Consider the following 26,180-nt stretch of genomic DNA (forward strand, 5'->3'; position numbering starts at 1 on the left):
AAGTAACGTTCAACATCCATTTTAACATATGTCCCGTGAGAATAAACATGGAATGAGTGAGCGAATGTTTGTAATACTCTCTATTTACTGTTTTCTAAAGAATCCTCTTCCTTCTGCACGGGTTCGGTGCACTCTCTTCTTAACAGGGCAATTTCATGTCGATAAGGTGCACTTTTATATTTTATTTTGCCAATCGATGGCGTCTCAAGCAGTTTCGGAAGTGACACGAGTTGGGGATGATGTACGATATAATCCAAAGCCTGAAGTCCGATATGTCCGTGCCCAATGTTCTCATGGCGATCTTTCCTCGATCCCCGCACATTTTTGGAATCATTGATGTGCAGGACTTTTAATCGATCAAGGCCAAGCACCTTGTCAAACTGCTCGAGTACCCCATCAAAATTATGAACAATATCGTATCCGGCATCATGAATATGACAAGTATCCAGACATATGGAAATCCGTTCATTCCGCTGCACGCCATCGACAATCTGTGCCAGTTCTTCAAAGCTTGTTCCACACTCTGTTCCTTTTCCCGCCATCGTCTCCAACGAAATCTGTACCTCTGGATGATTATCGTCTTGTAATACTTCGTTTAAGCCTCGGATTATTTGGCGAATACCGATGTCCAATCCAGCGTGGACGTGGGCCCCGGGGTGAAGAACAAGCTGTTTTGATCCAAGCGATGCTGTTCGTTCGATCTCTTCCCGCAGGAATTGTATGCTAAAATCAAATACCTCTCGTTTACAACTATTCGCCAGATTAATCAGGAATGGAGCATGCACGACAATATTGGAAATGCCATGCTGCTTCATGTGCAAATGCCCTGCTTCTATATTATATTGCGAAATAGGTTTTCGTTTCGAATTCTGCGGTGCGCCGGTGTACATCAGAAAAGTAGATGCACCATAAGAAGCAGCTTCTTTACTAGCCTGAAGAAGCATCTCTTTTCCTCCAAAGGATACATGAGATCCAATTAGCAGTTCACTACTTTTCATTACCAACCACCCTCCCCTGTCGAATCCATCATTTAATTATCAATGATATGGGTTGGATTGGCTAATGGGAAATGACGGTGGTGAAGGAGATCAGAGGAAGGCACCATTGGGTTGCCATAGCTTGTTATCGTTTAAAGTAAAAAGCCGCCAATTGGCGGCTTAATATGAAATCACTTCTCATTACAACCATTTGCATTCTCAACGCCTAGCTTCCGGTTCAAGGAGAAACGGATACGTTATCGAAATGCGTATGCTTGTTTGCCGTTCTGACACCGATTTTGCCATGCGTAAACGGATTCAGGCTGTTGTCCGTATAATCGATCTTCGGATTGACCATATCATCCACATACACTTTGATGTTTGTGCCATTAACGGCAACTTTCATATGATACCAGGTATTAGTGGAATATGATTGCGCGTTGCTCTTGAGGAGCGCCCAATTATAATTCATCTTGCCCAAACTGACTCCGCTTGTGGTGAGATAGGCGTAATATCCTTGTAAAGCATCATAATTGTTCTGGCCTCGCTCTGTACCGTGGGATGGATTGGACACTCTGACAAGTAAACCTCCGTCTCCCCCCGAGTCAATCATCTTGATATCAGCCTCGACTGTATAATCCGCCCATCGCGAATCCCCAAATGTAGATTTGGCCGGTCCCGTGCTTCCTGCACTGTATTCACCATTCTCTACAGCCCAGGTTCCTTCAAACCGTGTCCATCCATTATCGTCGCCATCGTTAAAATTATCACTTACACTTGTCACATCAACATTCTTCTGAAACGTCATTCTTGAGAAATCGGCCTCGCCTGTTACGAATTCAACCTTTAATTCCCGTTGTCCAGCGTTTAAATAGACCTTTTTCTTGGAGATGTTTTTCCAATTATCCCATCCGCCCGTATTAGGTACATTGACGATACCCGTTAAGTCGGTCGAACCATCCCACACTCGGATCTGAGCTCCATCCAACGAGGTGGCCATGCGAAAATCAATATCGTAATATCCGCTTGACTCCACGTTTACTTTGTATTTATACCATTCTCCAGTCTGATTCCAGCCTAAGTTGAACAGTCCTTCGTTATTCAGGCGAATATCCCCAGCATCGTTCCGATATGCCCCGCCCAGGTTCCCAGCCGTCGTATCGTGATAAGCGACACCTTCGCCTCCTTTCATATAATGAACAGCCTCGATTGTGCCTGGAATCGGCTTGGAGGCATTCCATGCACTGCTTCCGTTCACATCATTGTTAAAAGCAGTATAGCCGAAGTCTGCATGCGTATCCTCTGTCAGAACACCAATCTTACCTGCTCCTACATTGGCGGTACGCGTTGCTTTGAACATACCATCTACGTAATATTTAAACGTTGATCCCGATTTTTCTATCCGTATGTTATGCCATTTCGAATAATTGAAGTCGGCAGGCAGATCGAATGTTTGCCAAGCCTGATCGACCCCGTTAATCCGGAAAAATGTCTCAAGTCTTTTGTTTTTCGAACTGATCAGCGCAACACCGTAATTGTTCTCATTCGTATAGGAGAAAGTAGCGCCGTATCTCGGATTGGTGGACGTTCCCCGATTCATTTCCTTCATGTTAAATTCAGCCGTATAATCCGATGCGCTGCTCGAAGCCGTCACTTGTTTATACCAAGTTGAGCTGCCCATTGAATTTTGCCACATGAGTTCCTGATTGTAGATGCCCCAATTACCACCGTTCACGTTGGACCAATTACTTCCGATTGCAGAACGATCGAAGTAGTCATAGAACACAGGCATTTCCGGATTGGGTTGATCCGTTGAAGTCGGACCTTGCACAATCATCTTGTCGTTATTCCATACAATTCGATCCATGTTCAGATGCCGCAGCGGTCCAATTATTCCGTTACCTTCCAAGTTGTGATACATCATATAATGTGCGTCCAGATTAGGTCCTGTTACTACGGTATTGTGTCCCAATCCCACGGTTGGGCCCTCTGTACGAATTAATACCGGGTTGGTGCTATCCGTAACATATCCGGACCTCGGACCTGTGGTGCTAACAGCCACATCGACCCGATATCCTTTGCTAAATACGTGGTTACCTGTATAGGTCATATAGTATTTTCCATTTCGTTTGAAGACGGTTGAACCCTCAGTCCAGCCTCCCATCCCCACTCCTGTAGACGCACTCACTCCGATCTCAGTCGGACTGCTCATCGGTGCTGCATCTATGCGGCCCTGTGCGGCATGATAGAAGCTGAACGAGCCGTCGTCGTCAATAAACACATTACCGTCAATCGACTTTCCAAGGTTGCCCGTTACTACGTTGAAGGGTCCGGTAGGACCTGTGCTGCTCAGCACGTAATGACCTTTACCGGCAGGTGATGTATACATGTAGAACATGCCATTCCAGTAAACGACTTCAGGAGCATAAGCTCCGTGCGTAATGGGATCTGTTGCAGCTAACCCACGATACGACCAATTCACGAGGTCTTTGGAGCTCCAGACTTTGACACCGTCGTCCGTATCTCTTGTACTTACATACAGGTAATAGTATCCATTAAATTTCAATACATAGGGGTCCCCGAGTCCATATTGTCCCCATTCATCCGGTAACGTTTGCGGATTTTGATAGGCTGTGGCAGGGAGTGGCACCGACGAAACCATTAATAAAATGACCAACAGCGTGAACATGAATCGACGACTCTTCCTCACATGATTTCCTCCTAGTCTGTTTTTTGTTACCGCTTACAAATACATCAAGGTTCTTTACGTACGCTTCTGTCTAACATCTGAAGAACTTGTTTCTGCACAACGGTTATCCCTCACAAGCGTATGTACAGACATAATCCAGTCTCTTCATCGGGTGTTGAAATCTAGCATAAAGTAAGCCGTTACAAATAGAAATAACATTTCGTTGTCATTTATTTGGCATTTTGTTGGAAAAAAGTGCTTATCTTTTATTAGAACTCACTCGTTCATATTTACAAGAAAAAACCTCAGGAAACTCTCCTGAGGTTTAAACGTCTATCCCGTTTCTTACGTATTAATCCAACAACGGGGTAACGGTGAGGCTTAAAAGATTGATCTCACCATGTCCACCTGAAATTTGGATTGTGTTAACATTACCCGGCTCCAAAGGAACGGTGATATTGGTGATTCCGCCGAATTCCTGCAAACCACCAGTAGATAGCGCATTCAGTAAGGAGTAGTCCTGGTCATTGACGGTCAGATGCAATTTGGCCAGTCGTTCACCTGTCGCATAATAAAGCTCAATCGATGCTCTTCCGCCTTCGCCTCCATCTATATTTTTAAACAAGGCGTATGCTTCTGAGGATTGAAGATTCCCGACCACGCTTTGACCGGATTGCAATGCCCTGATTTCAGCTCCTCCAAAAACCTCACTAGCTGCACCTGCATAAATCTTCCGTTGCTGGACAGGAACCGGGGCTGGACCGACGGAGGATACACCTTCCCTTGTCTGAACCACAGGTCTGATGGAACCATCTTCATCGAACTCCAGATAGTCAATACATACACTGCGCAGCGTGCCTTCCCTAGAGATCGCTTGATTGTGATAAAAAAGATACCATTGTCCTTTGAATTCCACTACCGACCCGTGGGTCGTGGAACAGCCGGTCGGCTCCAGAAAAATGCCTCGGTATGTCCAAGGGCCAAGCGGATTCTCGCTTGTTGCGTATCTCATACGGTTGTTGTTTTCCAGATTATCCGCATAGGTAAGGTAATAAAGATGATTTCTTTTGAACACCCAGGCCGCTTCATGAAAATCCTCGAGACCTTGCATTTCTGTCATGCCGTTCTCCAGGGACATCATATCTTCATTGAGCTTGCCTCCCAGACAGACACTTCCCCCGCCATAGTAGATATAGGCGCTATTGTCATCGTCTACGAGTACACACGGATCAATCAATGCAAACCCGCCAAGTCCCTCGATATACCCTTGATCCGTAAAGCCATGTGCAGGGTAACTGCTGGTGGCAACCCCGATCTTCCAGGAATCATTCCAGTTCGAATCACTTGGATGCGGATAATAGAAGTAATAGGTCCCATTCTTGTAAGCACAGTCAGGCGCCCACATGAAGCCGCCTTCCGGTCTGCCCCAGGAAACGTCGTCTGAACGGAGTATTTCCCCTTCGTCCAACCAGTGAACCATATCCTCCGAGGAGAAAACATGATACCTGTCCATGAGATCGCATCCTCTGGCTGGGTCCATGTCATGAGATGCGTAAATATAAATTTTACCGTCATTCCATACATGGGCCGAAGGATCTGCTGTATATATAGATGTAATTGCTGGATTCATGGATGTAGTCTTTTGACGTATGGTTTCAAAGTCAATATCATTAATGGTCATTTTAATCCTCCTGAACGTAAACTTGCTTGTTAAAATCGTGCACTTGGGCTCTATTGATGACTCGTTGGATGGTTTGCCGTCACTGGAATCTGGTTTTTGAACATGCGGTTGATATCCCCTGCGAGTCGGAGATAAAAGTCTGAAGATAGGGCAACACCGTCAGCATCCAGTGTCAGAAAATATTGATTGGTTGGAATCATGGAGCTATTCTCTGCCATCTTGGCAATGGCTGTACCTTCATCGTATTCGTCAAACATTGCGATATATCCGGTATTGATACCAATGCTCTTCAGATTGAAGGCCTGCCTCCACATGAAGTCACCATGCAGACGCGGATTCTCGTTTCTTGGGCCTCCAGTCATGTTTGACCAAGCCGAACCCGGCCAGATAACTGGCTGATAGTCAATTCCATTCTGCTGGGTGAAGGCCAGATCGGGCTGAAGCTGATTGGTTTTGAAGCTGTCCGCTTGCTGAATATTGCCGAAGCGAGCAACGGACCATGGCGAGATCATATCCAACGACTTGTAGACATTCATAAAATCAGATCGGGAGTCGTTATTACCCGTTCTCCAATACGTAGGCACACCACCGATGACATAGATCCCCTGGTTTTTGAACCAACCGATCAGATCGGCAGCCTCTGCTGCTGTACCCGGCCGATCCGTGAAGCCAATACCCCAGATGCAGACAACCATCTTACCGTTCTGCTTCGCATAGGCCGAAGATGATGGCAGGTGCATGTTGTTCACGACATTGGTCGTCCAGTCATGCTTGACTGCCTGTACCCAATTGCTCGCATTCATTCCCGTAATGTCATACATGACATAGAACTTGCGATTATAGGATTCCGCGGCATTCTTAACCTTGACGGCTACGCTGTCCCGGTTGTTTTTCCAGTTGTTAGGTGTATCACTCTCATCTGCGCCGAACCGTTGCAACGCTGCACCGTCGATATTGTAGGTTTGCATCCACTCAAAATGTTTGTTGACCGTCTCTTGATCATATGAAGAGAACAATTTGGCAGGAGAACCATTTCCGAGGTTCGCCAAACTTGTCTGATACAGCTTGGAATATTCGCGAAGGTCTGGATACAACTCGAAATTCACGTTGCCATTTGCTGATGGCGCACTGCTATTTTTGGACCAGTGCACCCAGCCCCCGTTCGGTGAACCGTCTCCGGCTGCGTTGAACCAGCCTTGATATCCGGCATACAGTTTGCCTACAACATCGCCTCCGCTGCCTGCGGCGGAAGCACTGAACTTGAACCAGAGCAAATTGAACAAATTTCCGGTTCCGCCCGTGAATTTAAGATAGACCGTGTGTACACCAGTGGCACCATTGATTGAACCGGACTTTGTTTGCCAGGATTGCCAGCCGCCCGTACCTGGAACGGCAACCGTTCCCGCGAGTGTCCCGTTTAGGCTATCCAGACGGACCTCAATGGTACCGCCACTATTATTGCTGGCTACTCTCACGTCGATTGAATTGGCACCGCTGCCAAAATCAACATTGTTGAATACAATATAATCACCGTTGTCAATAAATGCGACATTTTGCCCGCCCTCGCTGGAACTTTCCAGCTGGACTCCGGATTGACTGTTATAACTGGAAGCCTGCGTTTGATTAAACGCGGAAGCTGCCGATACGCTGGAAGGAGAAATAGACAAACACAACGTAAGAATCAATAATGCCGCACTTGCAAAAGCCAAAACCTTCTTGTTTTTTTGCATGAAATTTAGCATAGTATCCCCCTATTCATTATAGTTGCGTGTGAGCTACTCCTGTTCTCCATCCGTCCACGAATGCTTCGGACCCCAGGTTAGAACCTCTTTCACCCTTCCATTACTGACAATGGCTTCTCGATTAGAGAAAGGTGTCCGTAGATCTTTTACATTAGGATAAAAGGTGGCGAGCAATTCTGTCGTTTGGCGATCGCTTAACGTATCATTAGCGGTAACATTAACGTGAACAGCCCCATCATAATCGGCGTGCAGAGCAGCCAAACAAGCATCAACCGCATCCCTGATATCAATGTAACTCCACAATATGTGCTTGAACGTTTCCGCCTTCGCAATAGCCAGATGTCTGTACTCTCCCGGTCCCACAATCATTGAAAAACGGAGGGAAATTACTTGCATCCCGCTTCTCCGATGAAACATCTCTGCAGTGACCTCATTAACGATCTTGGACAGGCCGTAACATTCCTGCGGCTGTTGAGGATGCTGTTCATCCACCGGGAAATAATCCGGAGAGAAGGGTTTGTTGGCCCAGGCAAATCCGTAGGATGATTCACTGGAGCCCATGACCACCTTTTTTATACCGAGCAAAGTGGCTGCTTCCAGCACATGGTATCCGGAAATTGTATTATTAGCGAAAATGTAAGTGTGTGGGTAGTGAAGCGGCGCAGGAATCGCAGCCAGATGGATGATCGCATCCACTCCGGCGAGCGCTCCCACGACTTGACCATAATCGTTCAGGTCGACAATGATCTGTTTGCAACGCACCCGATCAGACAGGTGTTTATCCAGCGATACCACATCATGACCCTGTAATTGCAGCTTCTCAATGACCTGTGAACCCAGCTTTCCGCCTCCGCCTGTAACTGCAATCGTCTTCATTCCTATATCTCTCCTGTCTGTTCTTGTCACTTCGTTAGGGTCGCACCAATGTCCCATCCGCTTTGCGGTCCAGAGGATACGGCCGATGATATTTGTTGGGATTCCATAAGTCACTTAGTAATGATTTGGCCTTCACTTCATCCAATTCAATGCCCAGTCCCGGTTTGTTGGAAGGATATAGATATCCGCCCTCTCTGACGATATGTCCCGGGAATACCTCCAACTCATGAGGTTTAAAATGATTGATTTCCTGAATACCAAAGTTCCACAGGGCCATATCCAGATGGACAGCAGCTGCCTGGTTAACAGGATCATTCTCCCCACCCTCCTGCCAGGCTGTTCGTACTCCGTAGGCTTCGCCCAGCGTAGCGATCTTGCGGCAAGCGCTGATTCCGCCTGCTTTCGATACCCGAACTCTGATAAAATCGATCAACTTCTCTTGAATCAAACCCGTCCACTCCTGAGGATTAACAAATAATTCTCCCACGGCCTGCGGCGTAGCACTCTGTTGACGAAGCTGTCGATACCATCCGATCTGTTCCGGTGCCAGTGCATCTTCCAGAAAGAATAGATGATAAGGTTCAAGCCGCTTCGATAGCTGAATGGCATGAATGGGAGACAAATGCTCATGCACATCATGGGTAAACTGAATTCCATTCCCGAATTCCAGGCGCAACTTCTCAAACATGTCAGGTATAGCATGCAGATACGCATGTTCATCAAATACAGGACCACTGCTCCAGGGCTCACGCGGCAAATTCGCGTCCTTGCCGCTGACAAAACCCCCGCCACCATAACCTCCCATCTGCACTCGAATGACCGTGTATCCTTCTTCCATAAAGCGAGCAACGTCTTCTTTCAACTCGCTGATATCAGCACCTCCGGCATGGCCATAACAGGGAACTGCCGAGCGGCAGGCCCCTCCTAACAATTGATATACCGGAAGATTCGCTTCCTTGCCCTTGATATCCCACAGGGCCATGTCAATTCCACCAATGGCCGTCTGAAGTATTGCTCCATTTCTCCAATATCCGCTCATATGCATGAGATGCCACAAATCTTCAATTTGGGATGCATCCTTCCCCATGAGTAATGGTGCCAGCAGTTGTTCGATGACCTGTACCACCGCTTCGGGATTATAAAGATCGGAAGCAGAACCCAATCCGTAAAGACCATCCTGATCCGTCGAAATCTTCACAATGGTCCAGCTTCCGTCGTGCCTTGTACGTATGCACTCTATCCGTGTAATTTTAGCCATGTGTTCACTCTCCTCATCTGCTCCATTTCGATCCTACTGGAAGATTTAAGTCAAACGGTTGTATAAACGATACAGCAGCACTGCGGTCTCAGCACGAGTCATTGTATCTCCCGGACGGAAGCTGCCATTACTTCCTTCCATAATTGTTGATCTGGTTAACGAATCAATTGCATCGCGAGCATATGCCTTAATCAAATGAATATCTTTATAGTCATTCAGACCGTATTCACCTTCAGGAAGTGGCTGCATCCCGATAACTTGCATAGCTCGGTAGATCATAACGGCTGCTTCTTCACGGGTAATTGGAGACGCTGGCGAGAATCGATCGGCTCCTTCCCCTTGAATAATGCCCAGCGTTCTTGCTGTGTTCACGGACTGTTCGTAATAAACATGCTCAGGTACATCCACGAAACGTTCCACCTTGGTTCCCTGATCAGGTTGTAGTTCCAAGGCATTGGTAAGCAGGGTCACGAAATCCGCTCGGCGGATCATGGATTGAGGCTGATATTCTGCCTTTGACATTCCAAGAATAACCCCTTTGGACACTAGAACTTCGATGGCATGGCGGGCCCATGATAGCTGCCGTATATCCTGGAATGTTCGATTATCCTGAGTAATTGCATAAACTCCGTTTAGCCTTGTTTTGAAAATCATTTGTTCCGATTTTTTATTGAACTTTCCATTCGGAATGGAGATCATTTGCCCGTCATCCGCGATACGTCGTACTGCGAGTTTTTCTGGGTCCAGCAGTTCACTTACATTAGGCTGATAGGGCAAACTTACTGTGATTAGCGTAATGGAATGTTGCCATGCAACGGATTTGCCATCCGATATCACAGATAATGAAATTGCAGGCCGCTCTCCTAAGTCTGATTTCATCTTGGCACTCCAAGAGCTTCGGTCAGCCTTGCTTAATACCAAGGTAATACGATCTCCAATCGTTCCTTGGGTATTGGCCAGCAAATTGCTCGGAACCAGCAGCACTCCCCATACTGTTCGAATTTCCAACCAATGGGTAGATGGTGTTTCCTGCAAAAATCTGGATGGAAGTGTAAGAGCATACCCTTCAGCACCATCCACAGATTCGATGTCTACAATCAGCTTCTTTTTCCCGTCCTGATCAGGGGTGATGCGGTTGAATGCATCCTCCATCATCTTGTTGGTAAGCTCGGCTGTTGCTAATGCAGCAGCTTTATCCAGCTTGGGCTGAAGCTGCATTGTAGCACCAGGAGCGTCAGGTGTTGCTTCATTCTTCCCTCCAGTCGTATAGCCCCCTCCAGCACTTGGCTGCGAACCAGAGCCCGAGCCTGGATGGGGATTGGGTCCCCCTGGATTCGGATTGGAACCTGATGTAAGAGCAGTGAGTCTCACGAGTAATGAGGACTTTAATATGCCGCCCGGTAGCAGATTGACGAAGTTGGTTGCTGTGTCTATAGAGGTCACATCTTTCTTTTGCTCCGCAGTACGAACACTCGCCTCAGCCGATTGCTCCAACAATGTCACATAATCACCCGTAAGCAGATACAAGTTTCCGAATAATCGTGCATCTTTACTTGTACCGATCCCTCCATTAAACTCCATAAAGCCAGATCGCCCTTGCCCATCGTTTTCATTGACAAGCAGTGCAAAACCGATAGGTTTGGCAGGTTGGAATGAATATCCTTCCTGGTGAAGTGCTGCAAAAGGCAACGTAATTTGATAATGCGTAATATGAGTCGTCTCGTCTCGGGTAATGTTTGCTGAAGCGGATTCCAACAATCCTGAAGCAACCCCTTCTGGAGCTCGCCATCTCCATTTCGTGACGACACCATCCTGATTCAGTGCAAAACCAAGCTCATTCACCTGTTTGCTGGCCGCACCATCCTCTTTGCCAAGGTCAATACCGAGTTGTAGGCTGTCACCTTGCCATATATCTCCATTAGTATTGGTTTGATGGTGAATATCGTCCTTGACGTCCACCTTGAGAACCAAATTTTCCGCATCCCAACTTGCTTTAGCTTGAATGCTGAGGTCATTCGGACCTCCCCAGCTTCCACCGACGCTGTTGTAATGCTCCGGACTCGAAACCTCAATGAATGGCAGCGTTCCAACAGCATCTTTTTGTGCCGCAAAGGATTGTGACAGCTTGACTGAAGTCTCATAACGGAACCCGTTCTCAAGCGTTACTCTGAATTTGAGCAAGTCACTTGATATATAGGGAAGCGCCACATCCATGCTTTTTCCAATGCCCAGTCCCTCAAATCGCACTGGCTTAAACATCGCATGATACACACTCGGTTCAATCAGTTCGATCTGCCCTTTAAGCAGAGCCTCACCTGCAACGTTAGTCAAAGTCAGTGTGCTTCCGGGTTCACCTGGTCTGGATGGATCATACCCAAGCTGGTTCAGTTTGAGTGCCAAAGGAAACAGATTGGTACCCGTCACTTTTCCAGGAGGTGCCTCATTCTCAATCTGAAAACCGCCATTAAACAGGTTGTTGGATATCACCATCTTCTCTACGTTTGGTCCTGCAACCACGTGATTCGTACGAGGCTGTTGAAAATAGGAATTGTAGAGAGTAATATCACCACCGATTGCATTAATGCCGATTTCACCAACGTTCGTGAAGTTTCCCTGCTGTATGCGGATATCTCCTCCGTGTATATCAAAGGACCTGGTTGTATCTCCCCACATGGACGTATTGAAGAACACCGCTTTAGAGCCAAAATCTGGCCCAACCTCCACGTATACCTTGTCTGTAGTACTCATGGAAACAAGCTCTGTGTTGATAAACGACAGACCTGCTGTTCCCGCATGTTGCAATACGGCTCCCTTTTTGCTGCCATCCGTGCCATGACCAATAACGACGGCTTCGGGCCCTCTTCCATTCTGTTCTTCAAAATGAATACCGTACTTTGAACCGTATACAAATGTATTGAAAATAACCTGATTGGTGACATCCCCTATACGGAAGGCGTCCAGGTTCTCTTTTTGATAATTCCAAATTTGATTAAATTCTTCATCATTCGATGGATGATTCGGATAATTGTTCCGTCCATAATAATGCGGATTGAACTGCACATTCCGCATGTATCCTCCGTCTGAACCGCCACCAAGATATATGCCTTCCTTGAGCGGTGATCCCGCTACATAATCGATATAATGACCACTTGTATCATGGGTGCCGAAGTCGACAGCCTGGTAGGGATTAACCAAGGTTGTATCGATCAGGTATACGTTTTTCCCTTGACCTTGCACAGTCCAGGCATAAGGCTTCACCGGATTGGCATCAGACCATGTTTGTTGATCGTAATAGACGGATAATCCGCGCAATCCCGCTGCTTGCTTCAGCTGAATGAAGGCATCGGCATCCGGGTCGTTTTCTCCATAGTTCGTAAAAATAACCGTTCCATTCCCGATCGTATGATGAGGTACATCATAATTGCCGCGCAGTTCTACGGCAGTCGGGACCACTAAAGCCTGCTCAACGCGGTATATGCCAGCCGGCATATAGACCGTTCCTCCACCTGCCGCTTCGGCATCATTCAATGCCTGTTGAATGGCTTGGGATGAATCCGTATTCCCTGTGTTATCAGCCAAATAGGGCTGGCTCACGACGTTAAACAACTCGCGAGTACCCGGCTTGGGCTGCACAGCAATATCCACTGAAGGAACATCGGGGATGGTTTCCAACACCAAATTTTCTTCCTGATGGATGTTCAGTTCCGCCGAGGTACTTTCATCGTTCACCGCAAGGTTGCCTTCGTATCCGGAATGTATGGCATTGATTGTTGCCACATCTCCCTGAAGAAGCAGGTGACGATCCGGCTTGACGAAGGTAGAACTGCCCAGTATAAGCGAACCACTCTTCGCAACAATGGCATAATCTCCGTTTCCTTCACCCCAATTCTCGAAAGAGCTGCTCTCAAAGGACAACGTTCCACGCCCTTCATTTACAACCGCATGTTTGGGCTCCCCGCCCACCGTTACTTTGTTAAACTGGACAATGGAGTGAAAGCCTTCCGTTGCATAAATGGCAACAGGATTCGGACCAGCACTCGCTTCAAATTGACTGTCAGTCACCAGCAATCCATAATCATTGACGCCTTCAATCTTCAACGCTACGTTGCAGTCGTCGATCTGGATTTTGTACAGCTGCGCATTGGCTGTTTCAAGGCTTCCTGTTCTTGTCGTGATTCGTATCCCTGTCTTGTAACCCGAGATATGAATATTCGACATGTACTCCCAGTCCGAGCGCCCCATTACGATACCTTCGGATTGCTGTATCATATATTCCCGCAATTGAGACCGTTCAGGTGCTCCTGGCAAACCGGAGTTCGCCCATACATCCGGGGACAGGTGAAGCTCTTCCAGTCTCCCAATGTCTGTTGTGAAATCCAGAAAGATACCGGTTTTCAGTGTAGTGCCGTATACATCCTTCACATAATGAAGTTCGTTCCATTCCGGGCCAATCTTAATCCCCTGGTACGCATTGACGAGTGTTACATTTTTCACCGTAGCACTGTCACCTGGAAGCTGCTCCATCGTCCATGGATAGGCCACCGGGTTATTCATATTCTGTTCGGGATACCAGATAGACACATGGGTTACCCCACTGGAAGGCTCCATCTTTATGAAGCTGTTCCCGTTAGCTTGACCTTTGCCGCCATATACAGCAAGGATTGTACCTTTGACTAACCCGCCATGCTCGTCGGGACTCCCCCAATCGCCGCGAAGCGTAACGCCTGTTGGAATAACCAGCTCTCCGGTTAATTTATAGGTTCCAGATGGTACGAACACAACGCCGCCGCCTTGATTTCCCGCTATTGCCAGCGCTTCTTTGAATGCTTGAGTATCATCTGAGACCCCGTCTCCTGCTGCTCCATAATCGGTTACGCTCCGATCTGCAATGACGATATCTGATGTAGGGAATTCCGTATCATAGACCTTGGTCTGAGTCCCCGACTGCTGCTGAGGCTGCTTATGGACGGTTACTGTGGCCAGATGAAGTTCCGAATTGTTGGCTGGTGCCCCTGCGCCGCTAACCCCGATCCGGAAATCCGCATCATGGGTGCGGTTACCGAAATTGGCATCGCTGAGTTTGAAGGTATGTGTCTTCCAGGTTCCCGTATTTTCATACCGGAACAAAGGAGCATCCTTGAAATTGGATTGCTTCGAATCGTATTGCAGAGACATCGCTCCGCTATTGCTATCGTAATATTCAACCGTGACGAATACGTCCTGATCCGTATTTTCAAACAAATATTCATCCGCAACATTGAAGTAAAAATACAGGATGTTATCGGCTGGATTTGTTGGATTCACCGTCTGATTTGTTTTCCAATACTCCTTGCCGTCAGTCATCCCCACTAGCAGACCTTCTGGAGGTCCATCGCCGGGACGAGCCGTTATGCCCTGCTGTACAGGAGTTTCTCCCAACGTAATACTTACCGAGTCAGGTGACACATCATTTGGATGGACGTCTCCCTGTTCAGTTTCTTCCCCCTCTGCTGCCGCGTGTGTGGTTGCTGGTGTGATGTATAGCCCTGAACATAACATGACAATCGTCAACAGCACTGAAATGGTACACCTGGCACCTAACCATAATCGTTTGTTCACAATCGTACCTCCCATTCACTTGATCATGTAATCAAGCTGCACGAAAACAGGGTTGTCGTATGTGGAACATGATGCATCCGTTTTCAATCCGCAGCAGTGGAGAGAACTCCAAGACTGAATTGTTTATACTAAACGTGTTGTGGGTTGAATGCCGATCGTCTGAATTTTTGCCGGTCCCACATTCAAAACATAACTTTCCTCATCCACTACCTTCATGGCTTCACCTTGATCTTCAACAATTGTACTTTCATACACTTCCTTGGCCTCAAACGAAGGCGTTACCTTCAGTGAAGTCGATTTCGATGATACATTGAACACCCTGAACAGCATGTCATCATTTGCTTCGCCCCGTTTAAGCGCACTAAAAGCAAGATGATCACCCTCCCATTGCAAAAACTCGTGGGTAGCGGGTAACGTGCCGCCATGTACTCCTGTCTGTTGAACAGTCCAGGGAACCGGGAATTGATACGCCTGCACATAAGCATCGGACTCAATAACATCCAAATCATGCGAGATGAGCTCCATTTCCAGAATGTGCTGTCCGAGACATTGGGCCTCCGGCGTTGCAAATACTCCCCAATCCCCAAGCTCACGAACCCCACGCAAGAGTGTCACCGCAATGGTGTTCTGACTAGCTAATACTTCATACTCATTAAGACCTTTATTCGCAATCGTCAGCCCTTCACGACCATTGCTGATACTGATAAATGCATTTTGATGCTGCGCATTGCTGGGATTTCTCCATTCCGCTTCCGGCTGTATCGGGCGCTCTGCCAGTTCGTATATGGAGTCAACGGTAACATGACTTGCTTCGAGTCCCGTTTGGAACAACATGCGGATACGATGATCCTGAACCGTGTTGTCGATATAGCTTTTAATGCCAACCGAACGCCCCGTTTTTTCAAGGCTCAGCTCTGTACGAATGCTCACCTCCCTGGTTTCATCAAGCCGCCGGGATTTCCGATAACGAAATGGAACCATGGAGCGGATCTCTTCATCCAACAGTTCATCTGCACCGACCGGGAGCTTCCAGTTATGCACGATCTCATAAACGGCTTTCATTGGTGTATGATGCACCAGCTTAATCTGGGCAGGCAGCCCCTGCGTAGTTAACGGAGCTTCCTGATCCGGTTGTCTGTACATATACTCATTTCCGATGTCCCCCGTATCCTCATAAATACCAAGCCCTGTATAATTACGACCGTTCACTTTATCCAGCATGGTAAACGATCCATCCCCCGCAATCTCGATCCGCACATAATTGTTCTCCATCACTTGCTCTTCTGTAACAAGTTCAGGGGTAGTCAATTCGCTAAACGCATTCTCTCCAGAAACACGCTTAGGCACAAGAGCAAAAGTATGATATCCAAAACCAGGGATGTTCTGGACATGAAGCTCTACATCCACTTGATATGCCCAGTATGGTTGACGGAATCGGTTATCCGGCAAATCATATCCAAATGTCGTTCCAACGGGTGTGATCACGGCTTCCACTTGCTTGCCTTCCGCGTTCCATACAACCCAGTCGTTCGGGTCAAAGGCTTCATATTCGCGCTTAAATTCCTGATACTTTTCATGCGGAGGCTCGTGGTCAAAGTAACGTCGCTCAACGTCCATTCTAGTTACAATCACATTGGATCGGCGATGCCCCGAAGTGTTAAACACTACAAAAGGCAACGCAGAATCTGCGTCAAAGCCAGATGTATCCACGGATTCGGCTATTGTACGAGCACTCTGAACCGATATCCCTTCAGCCACTTCTTGCGATTTGGCAAATCGGGTCATCATCTCCCTGTGGACTTCGTCAACACTGCACCCGCAGATGCTGTCATGGGGATGGTTCTTCAGTAGCGTCTTCCAGGCATATAACAGTTCATGCCGTGGATAAATGCCTGTGGATAGAGAGGCCATGACTGCCAGCGGTTCAGCGACTTTCTCCAGTAACGTTTGACTTTTTACATTTTGCTGTTTGATATATACCCTTGCTGAAGCAGTATTTACAAGTGTGATCCAGCCGTCGGTCCATTGGCTTCGAAGTTCACCGCGAATGACATCCAATGATTGGGGTTTCGCTTTTTGCAGAGCCTGAATGTATTCGGGAAAGCTGGAATGACGAAACGCCACATCTGGCATAATCTCGGTGGCTGTTTTTAACGCTTGTGTCAGATCCTTCTGGAGCGGCTGATGATCACATCCGTTCATGAATAGGAGTTCCGAACTTGAAGCAAACTCTGCTGCTGCAGCCAGCTTTTCGGCCCAATAAACTTTCGCCTTCTCCGGTTCCACCGGGATCTCCATGCCATTGTTGTACCAATTGGCGAACAGGATCGCCAGTACACGAGTACCATCGGGTGATTCCCAATACATCTCCGAGTATTTGGAGGTATGTTCATTGCCAGACTGAATTTCGTTATTGAATCCAACTGGCTTCACTCCACGTCCATATACAGCTACTTCAATGCCTGCCTGGCTAATGAGCTGTGGTGCCTGACCCATATTGCCGAAGGAATCTGGGAAATATCCGATTTTCGCATATCCTCCCATTTGTTCCGAGGCTTGAATCCCAATTAACAGATTTCGTGCATTGGCTTCACTGCTGACGAGGAATTCATCTTGAAGGATGTACCATGGACCAACGATCAGCTTGCCCTCTTCAATCAACTTGCGGACCTGATTCGACCTGTGCGGCATGATTTCCAGGTAATCCTCGAGTACAATAAACTGCCCATCCAGATGGAAATTCGTAAATTCCGGGTCCTTTTCAAACGTCTGGATTAAATCCTCCATAAGCTGAACGAGCAACATTCGGTGCTTCTCGAAGGACAGATACCACTCCCTGTCCCAGTGAGAATGTGCGACAATATGCGCGGTTTTTGTAGTCATTCATTTCATTCCAATCGTGTATGATTTAGTTGTTGTGTATTTACATTTTTACTGACCCTACTGTCATGCCCTTGACATACATCTTCTGCATGAACGGGAAGGCCAGCAGGATTGGAATGACCGTAATCAAAGCCCCTGCCATGAGTTCATTCCATTTCTTAAATGAAGATGAATCCAGATACATAAGTCCCATCGGTAACGTAAACATATCCCTGCTATCCACGATGATCATCGGCCACAAAATATTGTTCCAGCTTCCGATAAAGTTCAGAATCGCAATGGTTCCGATAGCTGGCAACGCTAATGGCAGATAGATTCTGTAGTAGATTTTGAAATTGTTGCATCCATCCAGGACGGCGCTCTCGTATAATTCATGTGAGATAGTACGGAAGTAACTGGTGAATAGGAAAATCGCGAACGGTGCAGCACCATTAATCATGGGCAGGATCATGCCAATATACGTGTTTTGCAGCCCCAGATTGGTCATGTTGATATAAAGTGGAATCAATGTGGTTACCCCTGGAACGAGCAGCAAGGCAATAAACGTGTAGTAGATGAATTTTTTGCCCCGATAAACAAATTTGGCAAACGAATAGGCCATCATGGTATAGATGAGAATGACGCCTATAATCACGACCGCACTTACGATCACACTGTTGATGAAAAACTGATAGAAATTCAATTTGTTCCATACGTCACCAAATGTGGACCACATCGGTGCAGCTTGCGGAAACGGACTTTGTGGATTGGCTAGTGCATCCTGTGATGTCTTCAGCGAAGTGCCGATCATCCAGACAAAAGGATACAGGCAGGTCAATCCGTACAAGATTAGAATGATATGTTTAATATATTTGACCATGTGCTCCTCCTTTTAGATGTCTGCCTTGAATGAGCGAATACTGAATATGGCAATGGCACCTGTAATCAGAAATGATACCCACCCGATTGCGCTGGCCAGACCATAATCATTGTTTAGAAAAGCTGTACGGTATACGAGTGTACCAATAACCTCGGAACTGCCTGCCGGTCCGCCGCCCGTCATGATGAACACATTCTCAAAGGCCTGAAAGGCTCCGTTCACCATCTGAATGACGGCAATAAGCGTAATTGGCTTCAGCAACGGCCAGGTAATTTTCAATATCATGGTTGTTTTCTTGGCACCATCCACACTTGCTGCTTCATACAGTGTCGGATCAATGGAAGTCAGGCCAGCGTAATACAGAATCAGTGTTCCCGGCAGACCGCCCCAGATTGATGTCAAAATAATACCGAGTAAAGAAGTAGATGAACTCCCCAGCATTCCACCAGGTACAGCAAGGAAATCCAAGCCCATCCATAAGAAGAGTGAGTTGAATGCTCCACTAGGTTCAAACAAGCCTTTCCATACATAAAAGATAGCTACGCCAGATGCGATCATCGGCAGAAAATAAATCGTCCGGTACCAAGTTGCTGCCTTCGTATTTTGCAGCACAAATGCCAGCACAAGTGCGATTGGAACGACGACCACAACCTGTGAAACCGCAATAATCAGATTGTGCAGAACGGCATTATAGAAATTCCGGGTTACAATCGGATCATCACCGAGCAGGAACTGACGAAAATTCGCCAGACCTTCAAACCTTGCGGTGGAAAAATCGATCCCGGACCAGTTATAAAAGCTGAGCATGATCGAGAATCCGACCGAATACACCCCAATGGCGAGAAACAAAAGCACGCCAGGCAGTAAGAAGAGATACGGCATCCACTTATTTCGACTTTTTATCATGATCAATCACCTTTTGCTCTCAATTTGGCAATCGACAGCCCCTTACGGGGCTTGCCGATTGCTTTGATGTTCTAGTTCCCGCTTGCTTTCAGACTATCCATGGTGTCGTCGAACTTCTTGGCGACTTGTTCAGCGGTCATCTTTTTCTCGATCATGGATTGCATGGACTGAGCATACACTTCCCACTCTTTGTGCTTGCCACGATACGTATTGATCGCTGGTGAAGCTTGGCTGTAAGGGCCAGGCTCGGCAGCGAATGCTTCTGAAATTGATTTCAGATTCGGGTCCAGATCATTTGCACGATCGCCCAGATTCAGCGCAGGTACTGTATAGGCCGCATTAGCAAAAGCAACAGCAGCATCCGGATCACCTGTCAGGAATTTAATGAAATCGAGTGCTTCAGCCTTGTTCTGCGAATCTTTATTCACTGACAACATCGTTAACGTGAATGGATCAGTCGTCCAGCTGTTAATTTTTGACCCTTCAAGCGGTGGTACCGGGAAAGTGAAAATATCGTCAGGACTCATTCCCATAGCCAGTAGCGTAGACATTGTGAAGGAACCACCGAGATCGAAAGCGGCCTTGCCAGCGGCAAACGCCTGATCTGCTCCATCAATATCCGTTGATAAAATTCCCGGCATAAGCAGATCTTTGTTTGCCAGTGTCTCCATCGCTTTCACTACCGGCAGGTTAGAAGGGTCGCTTAGTTTGGACTTTCTTTCAAGCAGATCAATATAACCTTGAGGTTCGTTCAGCATGATGGACAGTGCCGAACCGGCCCAGTTTTCCCACAGATCAGGCAGCTTTGCACCAAACACAAGCCCAGGAGTACCTGTTTTCTCTTTGACAGTCTCCATCATGGTGACGAATTCTTCCCACGTTTTTGGCGCTTCCGCTGTCAGACCCGCTTCTTCTATCAGCTTCTTGTTACCGTAGAAAGTAAAGAATCCTCCAATATCGAGCGGCAGTCCATAGAACTGTCCAGTCTTCAGTGACTTTTGAATGGTGGTGGCATTCTTGTCTTCTTTCCAGGAGTCAACCTGGCTCTGTGTAACAATGATCGGGTCCATTGCAGCACTGTAGTAGCTGTTCAACAGATCATCGTCGACTTCACCAGACAGCTCGAGAACCGAGTTCTCGATGGAATCCCCTGCCGTTGCCCACCAGTTCACGATATCCGGCAAATTTTTGGAGTTGGCTGCTGCCTGGAATTTTTGGCGATACGTATCATCTGGTGTAAAGGTCTCGAGTTTGACTTTGATTCCTGTTTTCTCTTCATACAATTTCGCAGCTGCTTCAATCCCTGGCGTGTAAGCAACCTTCCACGTCCACATGGTCAGCTCTTTACTCGCTTTGGGTTCCGTCCCCCCGGACTGCGTATCACCGCAAGCGCTTACAATGAGTGAGATAACAGTTAACAAAGTAACGATCATGCCTGCTCTTTTTTTCATCCCGCAACCACCCTTATCTTTAATTTTGGATCGTTTCTGGCTTAATGAATATTCCACGACAACAAATCGGCGTTGAAAACCGCTGCACCCCCTTTTTGAACTAAGGAACACTTGATTAAAATTCTTGGCATAGATAAGATTGTGAAGGCTCGTTGGAAACGCTTTATCCAACAAACTTTAAAAACAATATAAACAACATACTTTTACTTGTAAATGTTTATTTTTAGATACAACTTAACAAACTACATTCTTAATAAATTGTTTATTCATAAGGTTTTTTTATTATATTTGTTCGTAATTTCAATCTTCTTGTCTTACTCACTTGTTATTGATTTTTAGCACTTGTATATGTTGTATTAATATAATATATTTAGAACGAACTAATAGTGAATGGAGATAAAATGCGATGGTGAGAACCTTCAAGCCAATGTACAAGAAAATCGAAACATATATCATTGACCAGATTCGAAGCGAAAATTGGAAACCGGGCAGCCGAATTCCTTCCGAAAATGAACTGGCTGAACAATTCAGTGTGAGCCGTATCACGGTGAAAAATGCCCTTACTGCTCTGGTCGATAAAGGAGTTGTCTACCGACTTCAAGGCAAAGGCACCTTTGTTAACGATCATAGCCCCGAGGAGATTCATAACATCACATCAGCGGTAAAAGAGCAGCTCACAGCACCAACAATCGGGTTCCTTCTCCCCCGTCTCGACAATCGGTTTACCGCCAATCTGCTGAGCGGCATTGAGGACACCCTTTCAGAGAATGGCTATCAATTGTTATTTGCCAAGACGAATGATTCACAAGAGACGGAGATTCTCAAAATCCAGGAAATGAAACAGGCGGGCGTCAGAGGACTAATCATTTATCCCGTTGAGGGTGAGCACTATAACAACGAGATTCTTGCCCTTACGCTAAATCGCTTTCCCCTGGTCCTTCTGGACCGCAATCTGAAAGGGGTAGAGACCAACTCCATCAGCTCGGACAACCATGAGGCAGCTATTCAGGCAGTTAAGCATCTTTATGAGCTTGGGCACAGTCGAATTGGCTTTATTTCCACTCTTGCTGAGGGGACATCGAGTATTGAGGACAGATTGCATGGGTATGAGAAAGCCTTGGAGGACCGTCATATTCTGATTGATCGCAGTATACAGATGACACGTCTGGCCATGAGTGACAGCGATGAAGAGGTTATCATGATGATTCAGAAGTTTTTACAGGCAAATCCGCAGATGACGGCCCTTCTATCCTCCAATTTCAGCCCTCATGTTATTCAAGCGGCGATGCAGATGGGGATTTCTGTACCAGAAGATTTATCTGTCGTGTTCTTCGATGATGTCGAATTTCCGGAGTTCTGTATCATTCCGCCCACGGCTGTTGTCCAGCAGGAACTTGAACTCGGACGAGAAGCGGGCAGAGTCATCCTGAAACAAGTGGAGAATCCAAGCAGTGAGTATCTTCAGGTTAAGTTACCCACGATGCTTATTCCCAGACAGTCAACAGCAAAAGCGAAATTATAGCTACCGTTACTTGGCATTTAACAGGATGCCTTTACTGAAAACGTTTATAGTGGTATTAGATATCCCCATTTCAATGCCTCAAAATGTTTTTCACGTAAATACGAAGAAGGACCCTTCCATTTCAGAAGGGTCCTTCTAGCTATGTGAACGATGACTATTGTAAATTTGCGGAAGTAACATCCTTCCAATGTTTATTCGTTCGTATTTCAGCATGCTTTCCAACAAAGGCCATTCTTGCCTCCGAATCATTCATCAATTGATATCTCATCCAAGCTGTCAAATAACCTCGATGCTGTCCTCCATCCTGCTCTATCGCTGTATGTGCAGCTCCTTTAGCCATGGCCATCAAGACCGGAAGATCCGAATTGGTATTATTCAAGGCCAATTTGTTGGAGTTTGAGGGGGAGATGATGAAATCCCGGGTTCCCCCTATAACAAAAAATGGTACCTTCAATGCTGATGTATCATACACATCCTCTGGATCACAATATTTCAGATCAGGCAGAGCAATCGATACAACCGTTTTGATGAGACCCCCGTTCTCAAAATTCGTATGAGCGTTAATCACACCCGTTGATCCCTGCGAATGCCCTGCCGCACCGACCCGATCTTTTTGAATCCTGTGATAGAACGGGCTGACCCTCGCTTCATTTTCACTAAGCATATATTCTATGGCAGTCATAATTTCTTTTCCTGTACCCGTGGTTTGGCTATATGTATCGATGACAATAAATCCCCAACCGGCCAGATGTCTTAACAACTGATCATAATTGTCAGGTAATGCCCCGGTTCCATTGCCCCAAGCGATGAGCGGGTGCATGACATCCGTTGATTGCGGAGAATAAACCCTGTAGAGCTTCTCGCCATATTCGTCCTTGATCTCCAGAGTATCTACCTCGTACGTGCCGGGTAGAGCATATTGTTCTTCAACACTTCCGGCTTCGAAAGTAGCAGATACCGAATTTACGAGAATGAAGGATAGTACGCAAAATGCAGCGATTAAAATACCGACAACACCTGTTATCCATAAAAACCACTTGCTTCGAATTACTCTTTTCAATAGTGGCATACAATCTCCTCTCACATTAAAGCGGTATTCGTACGTAAAACATACCACAGGTATAGCCCTTTTTGTTTAGAGATTTTTTTGTTTCTTAGTTAATGGTCAATACTTCCATATGTGTGCCTTGCAATATTAGGAAAACATGATAATATAAATTTAAACAACGTTTAAAACATCGTTTAAATGACTTCATTGGAGGTTTTATATATGGAACCAGACAAGAAAAGTGAAACAAAGGAAAAGATTATGCAAGCCACACTGGAGTTCACCAAACAAAGTGGATTTGAAGGCATCACCATCCGAAAAATTGCCGAAGCCTCTGGCACAAATGTATCCCTGGTTAATTATTACTTTGGCTCCAAAGAAAATCTGATCAGTGAATCTATTAAAATGATTCTGAGTAGCTTTCAGCATACCTTTGCTATACTCGATGAATTATCCATCCCTGCCCGAGATCGATTAAAGCAATTCTTGATGGATTATTTACAAGTCATTCGTGAATATCCCGAATTGTTATCCAGAATTATTCTTATGGGTTCAGCAGATTTCTCATCTCAACAGGAATATGGGTCGTTTTTAAATCTATTGGGGTTCCCCAAAGTTCAAAATACATTAAAAGAGATAACCGGAGAACAACAACCGGAAAGACTGACCACAATGATGACGCAAATTTTTGGGGCGCTTTTTCTTCCGGCACTTATGAGTCCTATTCTGGAAAAAGGAGCTTCTGTCAAGATTGCTCCTATAGAAGAACAAATTGACTTGCTCTTTGAAAGATACTTTCATTAAACAACATTGATGGAGGCAATTCAGATGAACACGTTAAGAAAACATTGGCAGGACTTGGGATTGATCATTGCATTCCTTGTATGTATTTATCTCATCTTGGATTGGGGAACACTTCCGCGCATTAACAGCATTTTGTGGTTAAGCTTTATTGCCATTCTCCTGCATCAATTTGAAGAATATCGATGGCCGGGTTACTTTGCAGGCTTGTTTAATAAAGTTCTGTTCCAAAGTAAGATACCTGAGAGATATCCGTTAAATCAGCAGTCAGCCATGATTATTAATCTGATTATCGCCTATGTGTTTTATTTACCGCCTGTATTCTTCCCTTCCGTTGTATGGCTGGGTCTCGCACCTATATTAATGGGATTTTTCCAGATTATCTGGCATGGCGTCTTCGCCAATATAAAAGCAAAAAGCATATATAATCCCGGATTATTTACAGCGATATTTCTGCATTTGCCAATTGGAATCTGGTACATTACAAGTGCTCATGAGCAGAATATGTTAACACCAATAAACTGGATTTGGAGCACCATCTATTTTGGCGTAGCTGTCCATGTTTTAATTGTTAAAGGCAATATGTGGCTAAGAAACAAGAACTCCGTTTATCCTTTTTCACAGAAACAATTAGGATCTTATACTAAAAAATAAACCTGTGACTTCAATAAAAAATAGACGCATCGAGTCCATGGACTTGATGCGTTTTACGTTTTTCTTTTGAAATGATTGAATTTCTAAATGTTGAACTTTTCCGTAACTTCCTGCACTTCTATCTCATTGAAAAGAAATGGAGCATTCATTAAATATTCTCTGATACATGCTTGTGCGTACGGTTGCTCATCTATTAATCCTGATGTTTCTCTAGGGTCGGACGAATGATGGCTGTAATTCTCAATCATGCACATGATAAAGAAACTTTCCAGAGCCTTAGCATAATCTGTTGGCAGAGCTCTTACACTTTCATAACCTCTGATGAACTCCCAACGTTGTGCGGGAAAAAGCCCTAATATCGTGTTTGCTATATCGTAAAGATAATATCCATAGCCACATCGGCCAAAATCAATTGGATTAGGTTGTTCATCGTTGAATACGATGTTGCCAATATGTAAATCTCCGTGGATAATTCCGTAATGCTGTGGATTCTGATCCAAGTCTGCGAGTTGGGATAATATTTTACTGGATGCTTTCTGATATGTCTTCCATGCCTGATCGGATAAAAACCTTGTGTAATAACGTCTCAGTTTGGCCATATCCACTTTGAAACTTTCTTCGCCCCATGCGGGACGAGCGAAATCAACAGATGGCACAAAACGGGCTGTTGCTTCATGGAGATTTGCGGCCATAAAGCCCATACGGTATGCACAACGTTCATCAAGCTCATTTCCATCCATATGCTCTCCGTCTACCCAATTCATCATCGTGACATAAAAGTACATTCCTGCTTCTTCTGCCTCCATAAACAAAACATATGAACCATCGCGACTCACCACACCCTGAGGTACATGGAGTTCATCGGATGTGCCCAATGATTGAAGCAAAGTAAGTTCTGAACGAATAGTCTCTTTACTTAGCCGATTGGAATGAATGCGAAGCAAATAGCTTTTCGATGAAGTTGTATCGATTTTGTACGTGATGGTATCTGACACCTGAATAAAATGTACACAATCCCATGCTAATTCATACTGATCTAATGCCCTTAGACAAATACTTCTCGCCTGAACGAGCAAACTTTGAAGTTCTTCATGCGTCCCATTTTGAAAAAAAGTCATCATTGTCCTCCTCATTCATCATCCGAAAGCGAATCCAGATGTACAACGAATTATACAGAACAGACCATTTGGGGAGTATATAACAAACAATTTTAAAACATTTTTTACACAGGATGC

At 45.8% G+C, this 26,180-nt stretch carries 16 protein-coding genes; 3 read left to right on the top strand and 13 right to left on the bottom strand.

The window, feature by feature from the left end:
* Positions 1-80: 80 nt before the first annotated feature.
* The 11 genes from DC345_RS21225 to DC345_RS21275 all read right to left on the bottom strand — a co-directional run bounded on the left by DC345_RS21225 (position 81) and on the right by DC345_RS21275 (position 20,920).
* The gene (locus DC345_RS21225; RefSeq protein WP_181586680.1) at positions 81-998 is read right to left on the bottom strand and encodes a deoxyribonuclease IV; all 918 of its coding nucleotides are present in this window, start codon (positions 996-998) and stop codon (positions 81-83) included.
* Between the two features lie 217 nt (positions 999-1,215).
* Entirely contained in the window at positions 1,216-3,687 is a 2,472-nt protein-coding gene (locus DC345_RS21230) for a family 43 glycosylhydrolase (RefSeq protein WP_258530744.1), read from the bottom strand.
* Between the two features lie 331 nt (positions 3,688-4,018).
* The gene (locus DC345_RS21235; RefSeq protein WP_113054791.1) at positions 4,019-5,347 is read right to left on the bottom strand and encodes a family 43 glycosylhydrolase; all 1,329 of its coding nucleotides are present in this window, start codon (positions 5,345-5,347) and stop codon (positions 4,019-4,021) included.
* Between the two features lie 50 nt (positions 5,348-5,397).
* Positions 5,398-7,077 carry a carbohydrate-binding protein gene (locus DC345_RS21240; protein WP_258530745.1) on the bottom strand — a complete coding sequence of 560 codons (1,680 nt, stop codon included), beginning with the start codon at positions 7,075-7,077 and terminating at the stop codon, positions 5,398-5,400.
* Between the two features lie 45 nt (positions 7,078-7,122).
* Entirely contained in the window at positions 7,123-7,965 is an 843-nt protein-coding gene (locus DC345_RS21245; protein WP_113054793.1) for an NAD-dependent epimerase/dehydratase family protein, read from the bottom strand.
* 34 nt (positions 7,966-7,999) lie between these two features.
* Positions 8,000-9,223 carry an enolase C-terminal domain-like protein gene (locus tag DC345_RS21250; protein ID WP_113054794.1) on the bottom strand — a complete coding sequence of 408 codons (1,224 nt, stop codon included), beginning with the start codon at positions 9,221-9,223 and terminating at the stop codon, positions 8,000-8,002.
* A gap of 45 nt (positions 9,224-9,268) precedes the next feature.
* Positions 9,269-14,821 carry a glycosyl hydrolase family 28-related protein gene (locus DC345_RS21255; RefSeq protein WP_181586681.1) on the bottom strand — a complete coding sequence of 1,851 codons (5,553 nt, stop codon included), beginning with the start codon at positions 14,819-14,821 and terminating at the stop codon, positions 9,269-9,271.
* Positions 14,822-14,944: 123 nt separating this feature from the next.
* Positions 14,945-17,704 (bottom strand): alpha-mannosidase, encoded by a 2,760-nt coding sequence (locus tag DC345_RS21260; protein WP_113054796.1) that lies wholly within the window; start codon positions 17,702-17,704, stop codon positions 14,945-14,947.
* 40 nt (positions 17,705-17,744) lie between these two features.
* Complete coding sequence (locus DC345_RS21265; protein WP_024631711.1) at positions 17,745-18,563, bottom strand: carbohydrate ABC transporter permease; 819 nt, start codon at positions 18,561-18,563, stop codon at positions 17,745-17,747.
* A gap of 12 nt (positions 18,564-18,575) precedes the next feature.
* A complete protein-coding gene (locus DC345_RS21270) occupies positions 18,576-19,469 on the bottom strand; it encodes a carbohydrate ABC transporter permease (RefSeq protein ID WP_024631712.1) in 894 nt (297 codons plus the stop codon).
* A 71-nt stretch (positions 19,470-19,540) separates the two neighbouring features.
* Positions 19,541-20,920, bottom strand: coding sequence for an ABC transporter substrate-binding protein (locus DC345_RS21275; protein ID WP_113054797.1), 1,380 nt, complete (start codon positions 20,918-20,920; stop codon positions 19,541-19,543).
* A 406-nt stretch (positions 20,921-21,326) separates the two neighbouring features.
* Between DC345_RS21275 and DC345_RS21280 the strand changes: the two genes are divergently transcribed.
* The gene (locus DC345_RS21280; RefSeq protein WP_113054798.1) at positions 21,327-22,442 is read left to right on the top strand and encodes a GntR family transcriptional regulator; all 1,116 of its coding nucleotides are present in this window, start codon (positions 21,327-21,329) and stop codon (positions 22,440-22,442) included.
* Between the two features lie 154 nt (positions 22,443-22,596).
* Here the strand turns inward: DC345_RS21280 and DC345_RS21285 are convergent, their stop codons facing one another.
* A complete protein-coding gene (locus DC345_RS21285) occupies positions 22,597-23,502 on the bottom strand; it encodes a poly(ethylene terephthalate) hydrolase family protein (RefSeq protein ID WP_397333704.1) in 906 nt (301 codons plus the stop codon).
* A 210-nt stretch (positions 23,503-23,712) separates the two neighbouring features.
* Between DC345_RS21285 and DC345_RS21290 the strand changes: the two genes are divergently transcribed.
* Complete coding sequence (locus DC345_RS21290) at positions 23,713-24,294, top strand: TetR/AcrR family transcriptional regulator (RefSeq protein ID WP_113054800.1); 582 nt, start codon at positions 23,713-23,715, stop codon at positions 24,292-24,294.
* Between the two features lie 24 nt (positions 24,295-24,318).
* Positions 24,319-24,945: an HXXEE domain-containing protein gene (locus tag DC345_RS21295; RefSeq protein ID WP_113054801.1), complete on the top strand. Its 627-nt coding sequence runs from the start codon at positions 24,319-24,321 to the stop codon at positions 24,943-24,945.
* A gap of 83 nt (positions 24,946-25,028) precedes the next feature.
* Here DC345_RS21295 and DC345_RS21300 read toward each other — a convergent pair whose 3' ends face one another.
* Positions 25,029-26,063 carry a phosphotransferase enzyme family protein gene (locus tag DC345_RS21300; RefSeq protein ID WP_258530746.1) on the bottom strand — a complete coding sequence of 345 codons (1,035 nt, stop codon included), beginning with the start codon at positions 26,061-26,063 and terminating at the stop codon, positions 25,029-25,031.
* Between the last annotated feature and the right edge of the window lie 117 nt (positions 26,064-26,180).

Source organism: Paenibacillus taichungensis, assembly GCF_003287275.1.
GTDB lineage: Bacteria > Bacillota > Bacilli > Paenibacillales > Paenibacillaceae > Paenibacillus > Paenibacillus taichungensis_A.

Coding starts and splice junctions, on each gene's coding strand:
- DC345_RS21225 (WP_181586680.1), bottom strand. CDS start 998: ATGAAAAGTAGTGAACTGCTAATTGGATCTCATGTATCCTTTGGAGGA.
- DC345_RS21280 (WP_113054798.1), top strand. CDS start 21,327: ATGGTGAGAACCTTCAAGCCAATGTACAAGAAAATCGAAACATATATC.
- DC345_RS21240 (WP_258530745.1), bottom strand. CDS start 7,077: ATGCAAAAAAACAAGAAGGTTTTGGCTTTTGCAAGTGCGGCATTATTG.
- DC345_RS21300 (WP_258530746.1), bottom strand. CDS start 26,063: ATGACTTTTTTTCAAAATGGGACGCATGAAGAACTTCAAAGTTTGCTC.
- DC345_RS21265 (WP_024631711.1), bottom strand. CDS start 18,563: ATGGTCAAATATATTAAACATATCATTCTAATCTTGTACGGATTGACC.
- DC345_RS21270 (WP_024631712.1), bottom strand. CDS start 19,469: ATGATAAAAAGTCGAAATAAGTGGATGCCGTATCTCTTCTTACTGCCT.
- DC345_RS21245 (WP_113054793.1), bottom strand. CDS start 7,965: ATGAAGACGATTGCAGTTACAGGCGGAGGCGGAAAGCTGGGTTCACAG.
- DC345_RS21235 (WP_113054791.1), bottom strand. CDS start 5,347: ATGACCATTAATGATATTGACTTTGAAACCATACGTCAAAAGACTACA.
- DC345_RS21250 (WP_113054794.1), bottom strand. CDS start 9,223: ATGGCTAAAATTACACGGATAGAGTGCATACGTACAAGGCACGACGGA.
- DC345_RS21260 (WP_113054796.1), bottom strand. CDS start 17,704: ATGACTACAAAAACCGCGCATATTGTCGCACATTCTCACTGGGACAGG.
- DC345_RS21275 (WP_113054797.1), bottom strand. CDS start 20,920: ATGAAAAAAAGAGCAGGCATGATCGTTACTTTGTTAACTGTTATCTCA.
- DC345_RS21290 (WP_113054800.1), top strand. CDS start 23,713: ATGGAACCAGACAAGAAAAGTGAAACAAAGGAAAAGATTATGCAAGCC.
- DC345_RS21295 (WP_113054801.1), top strand. CDS start 24,319: ATGAACACGTTAAGAAAACATTGGCAGGACTTGGGATTGATCATTGCA.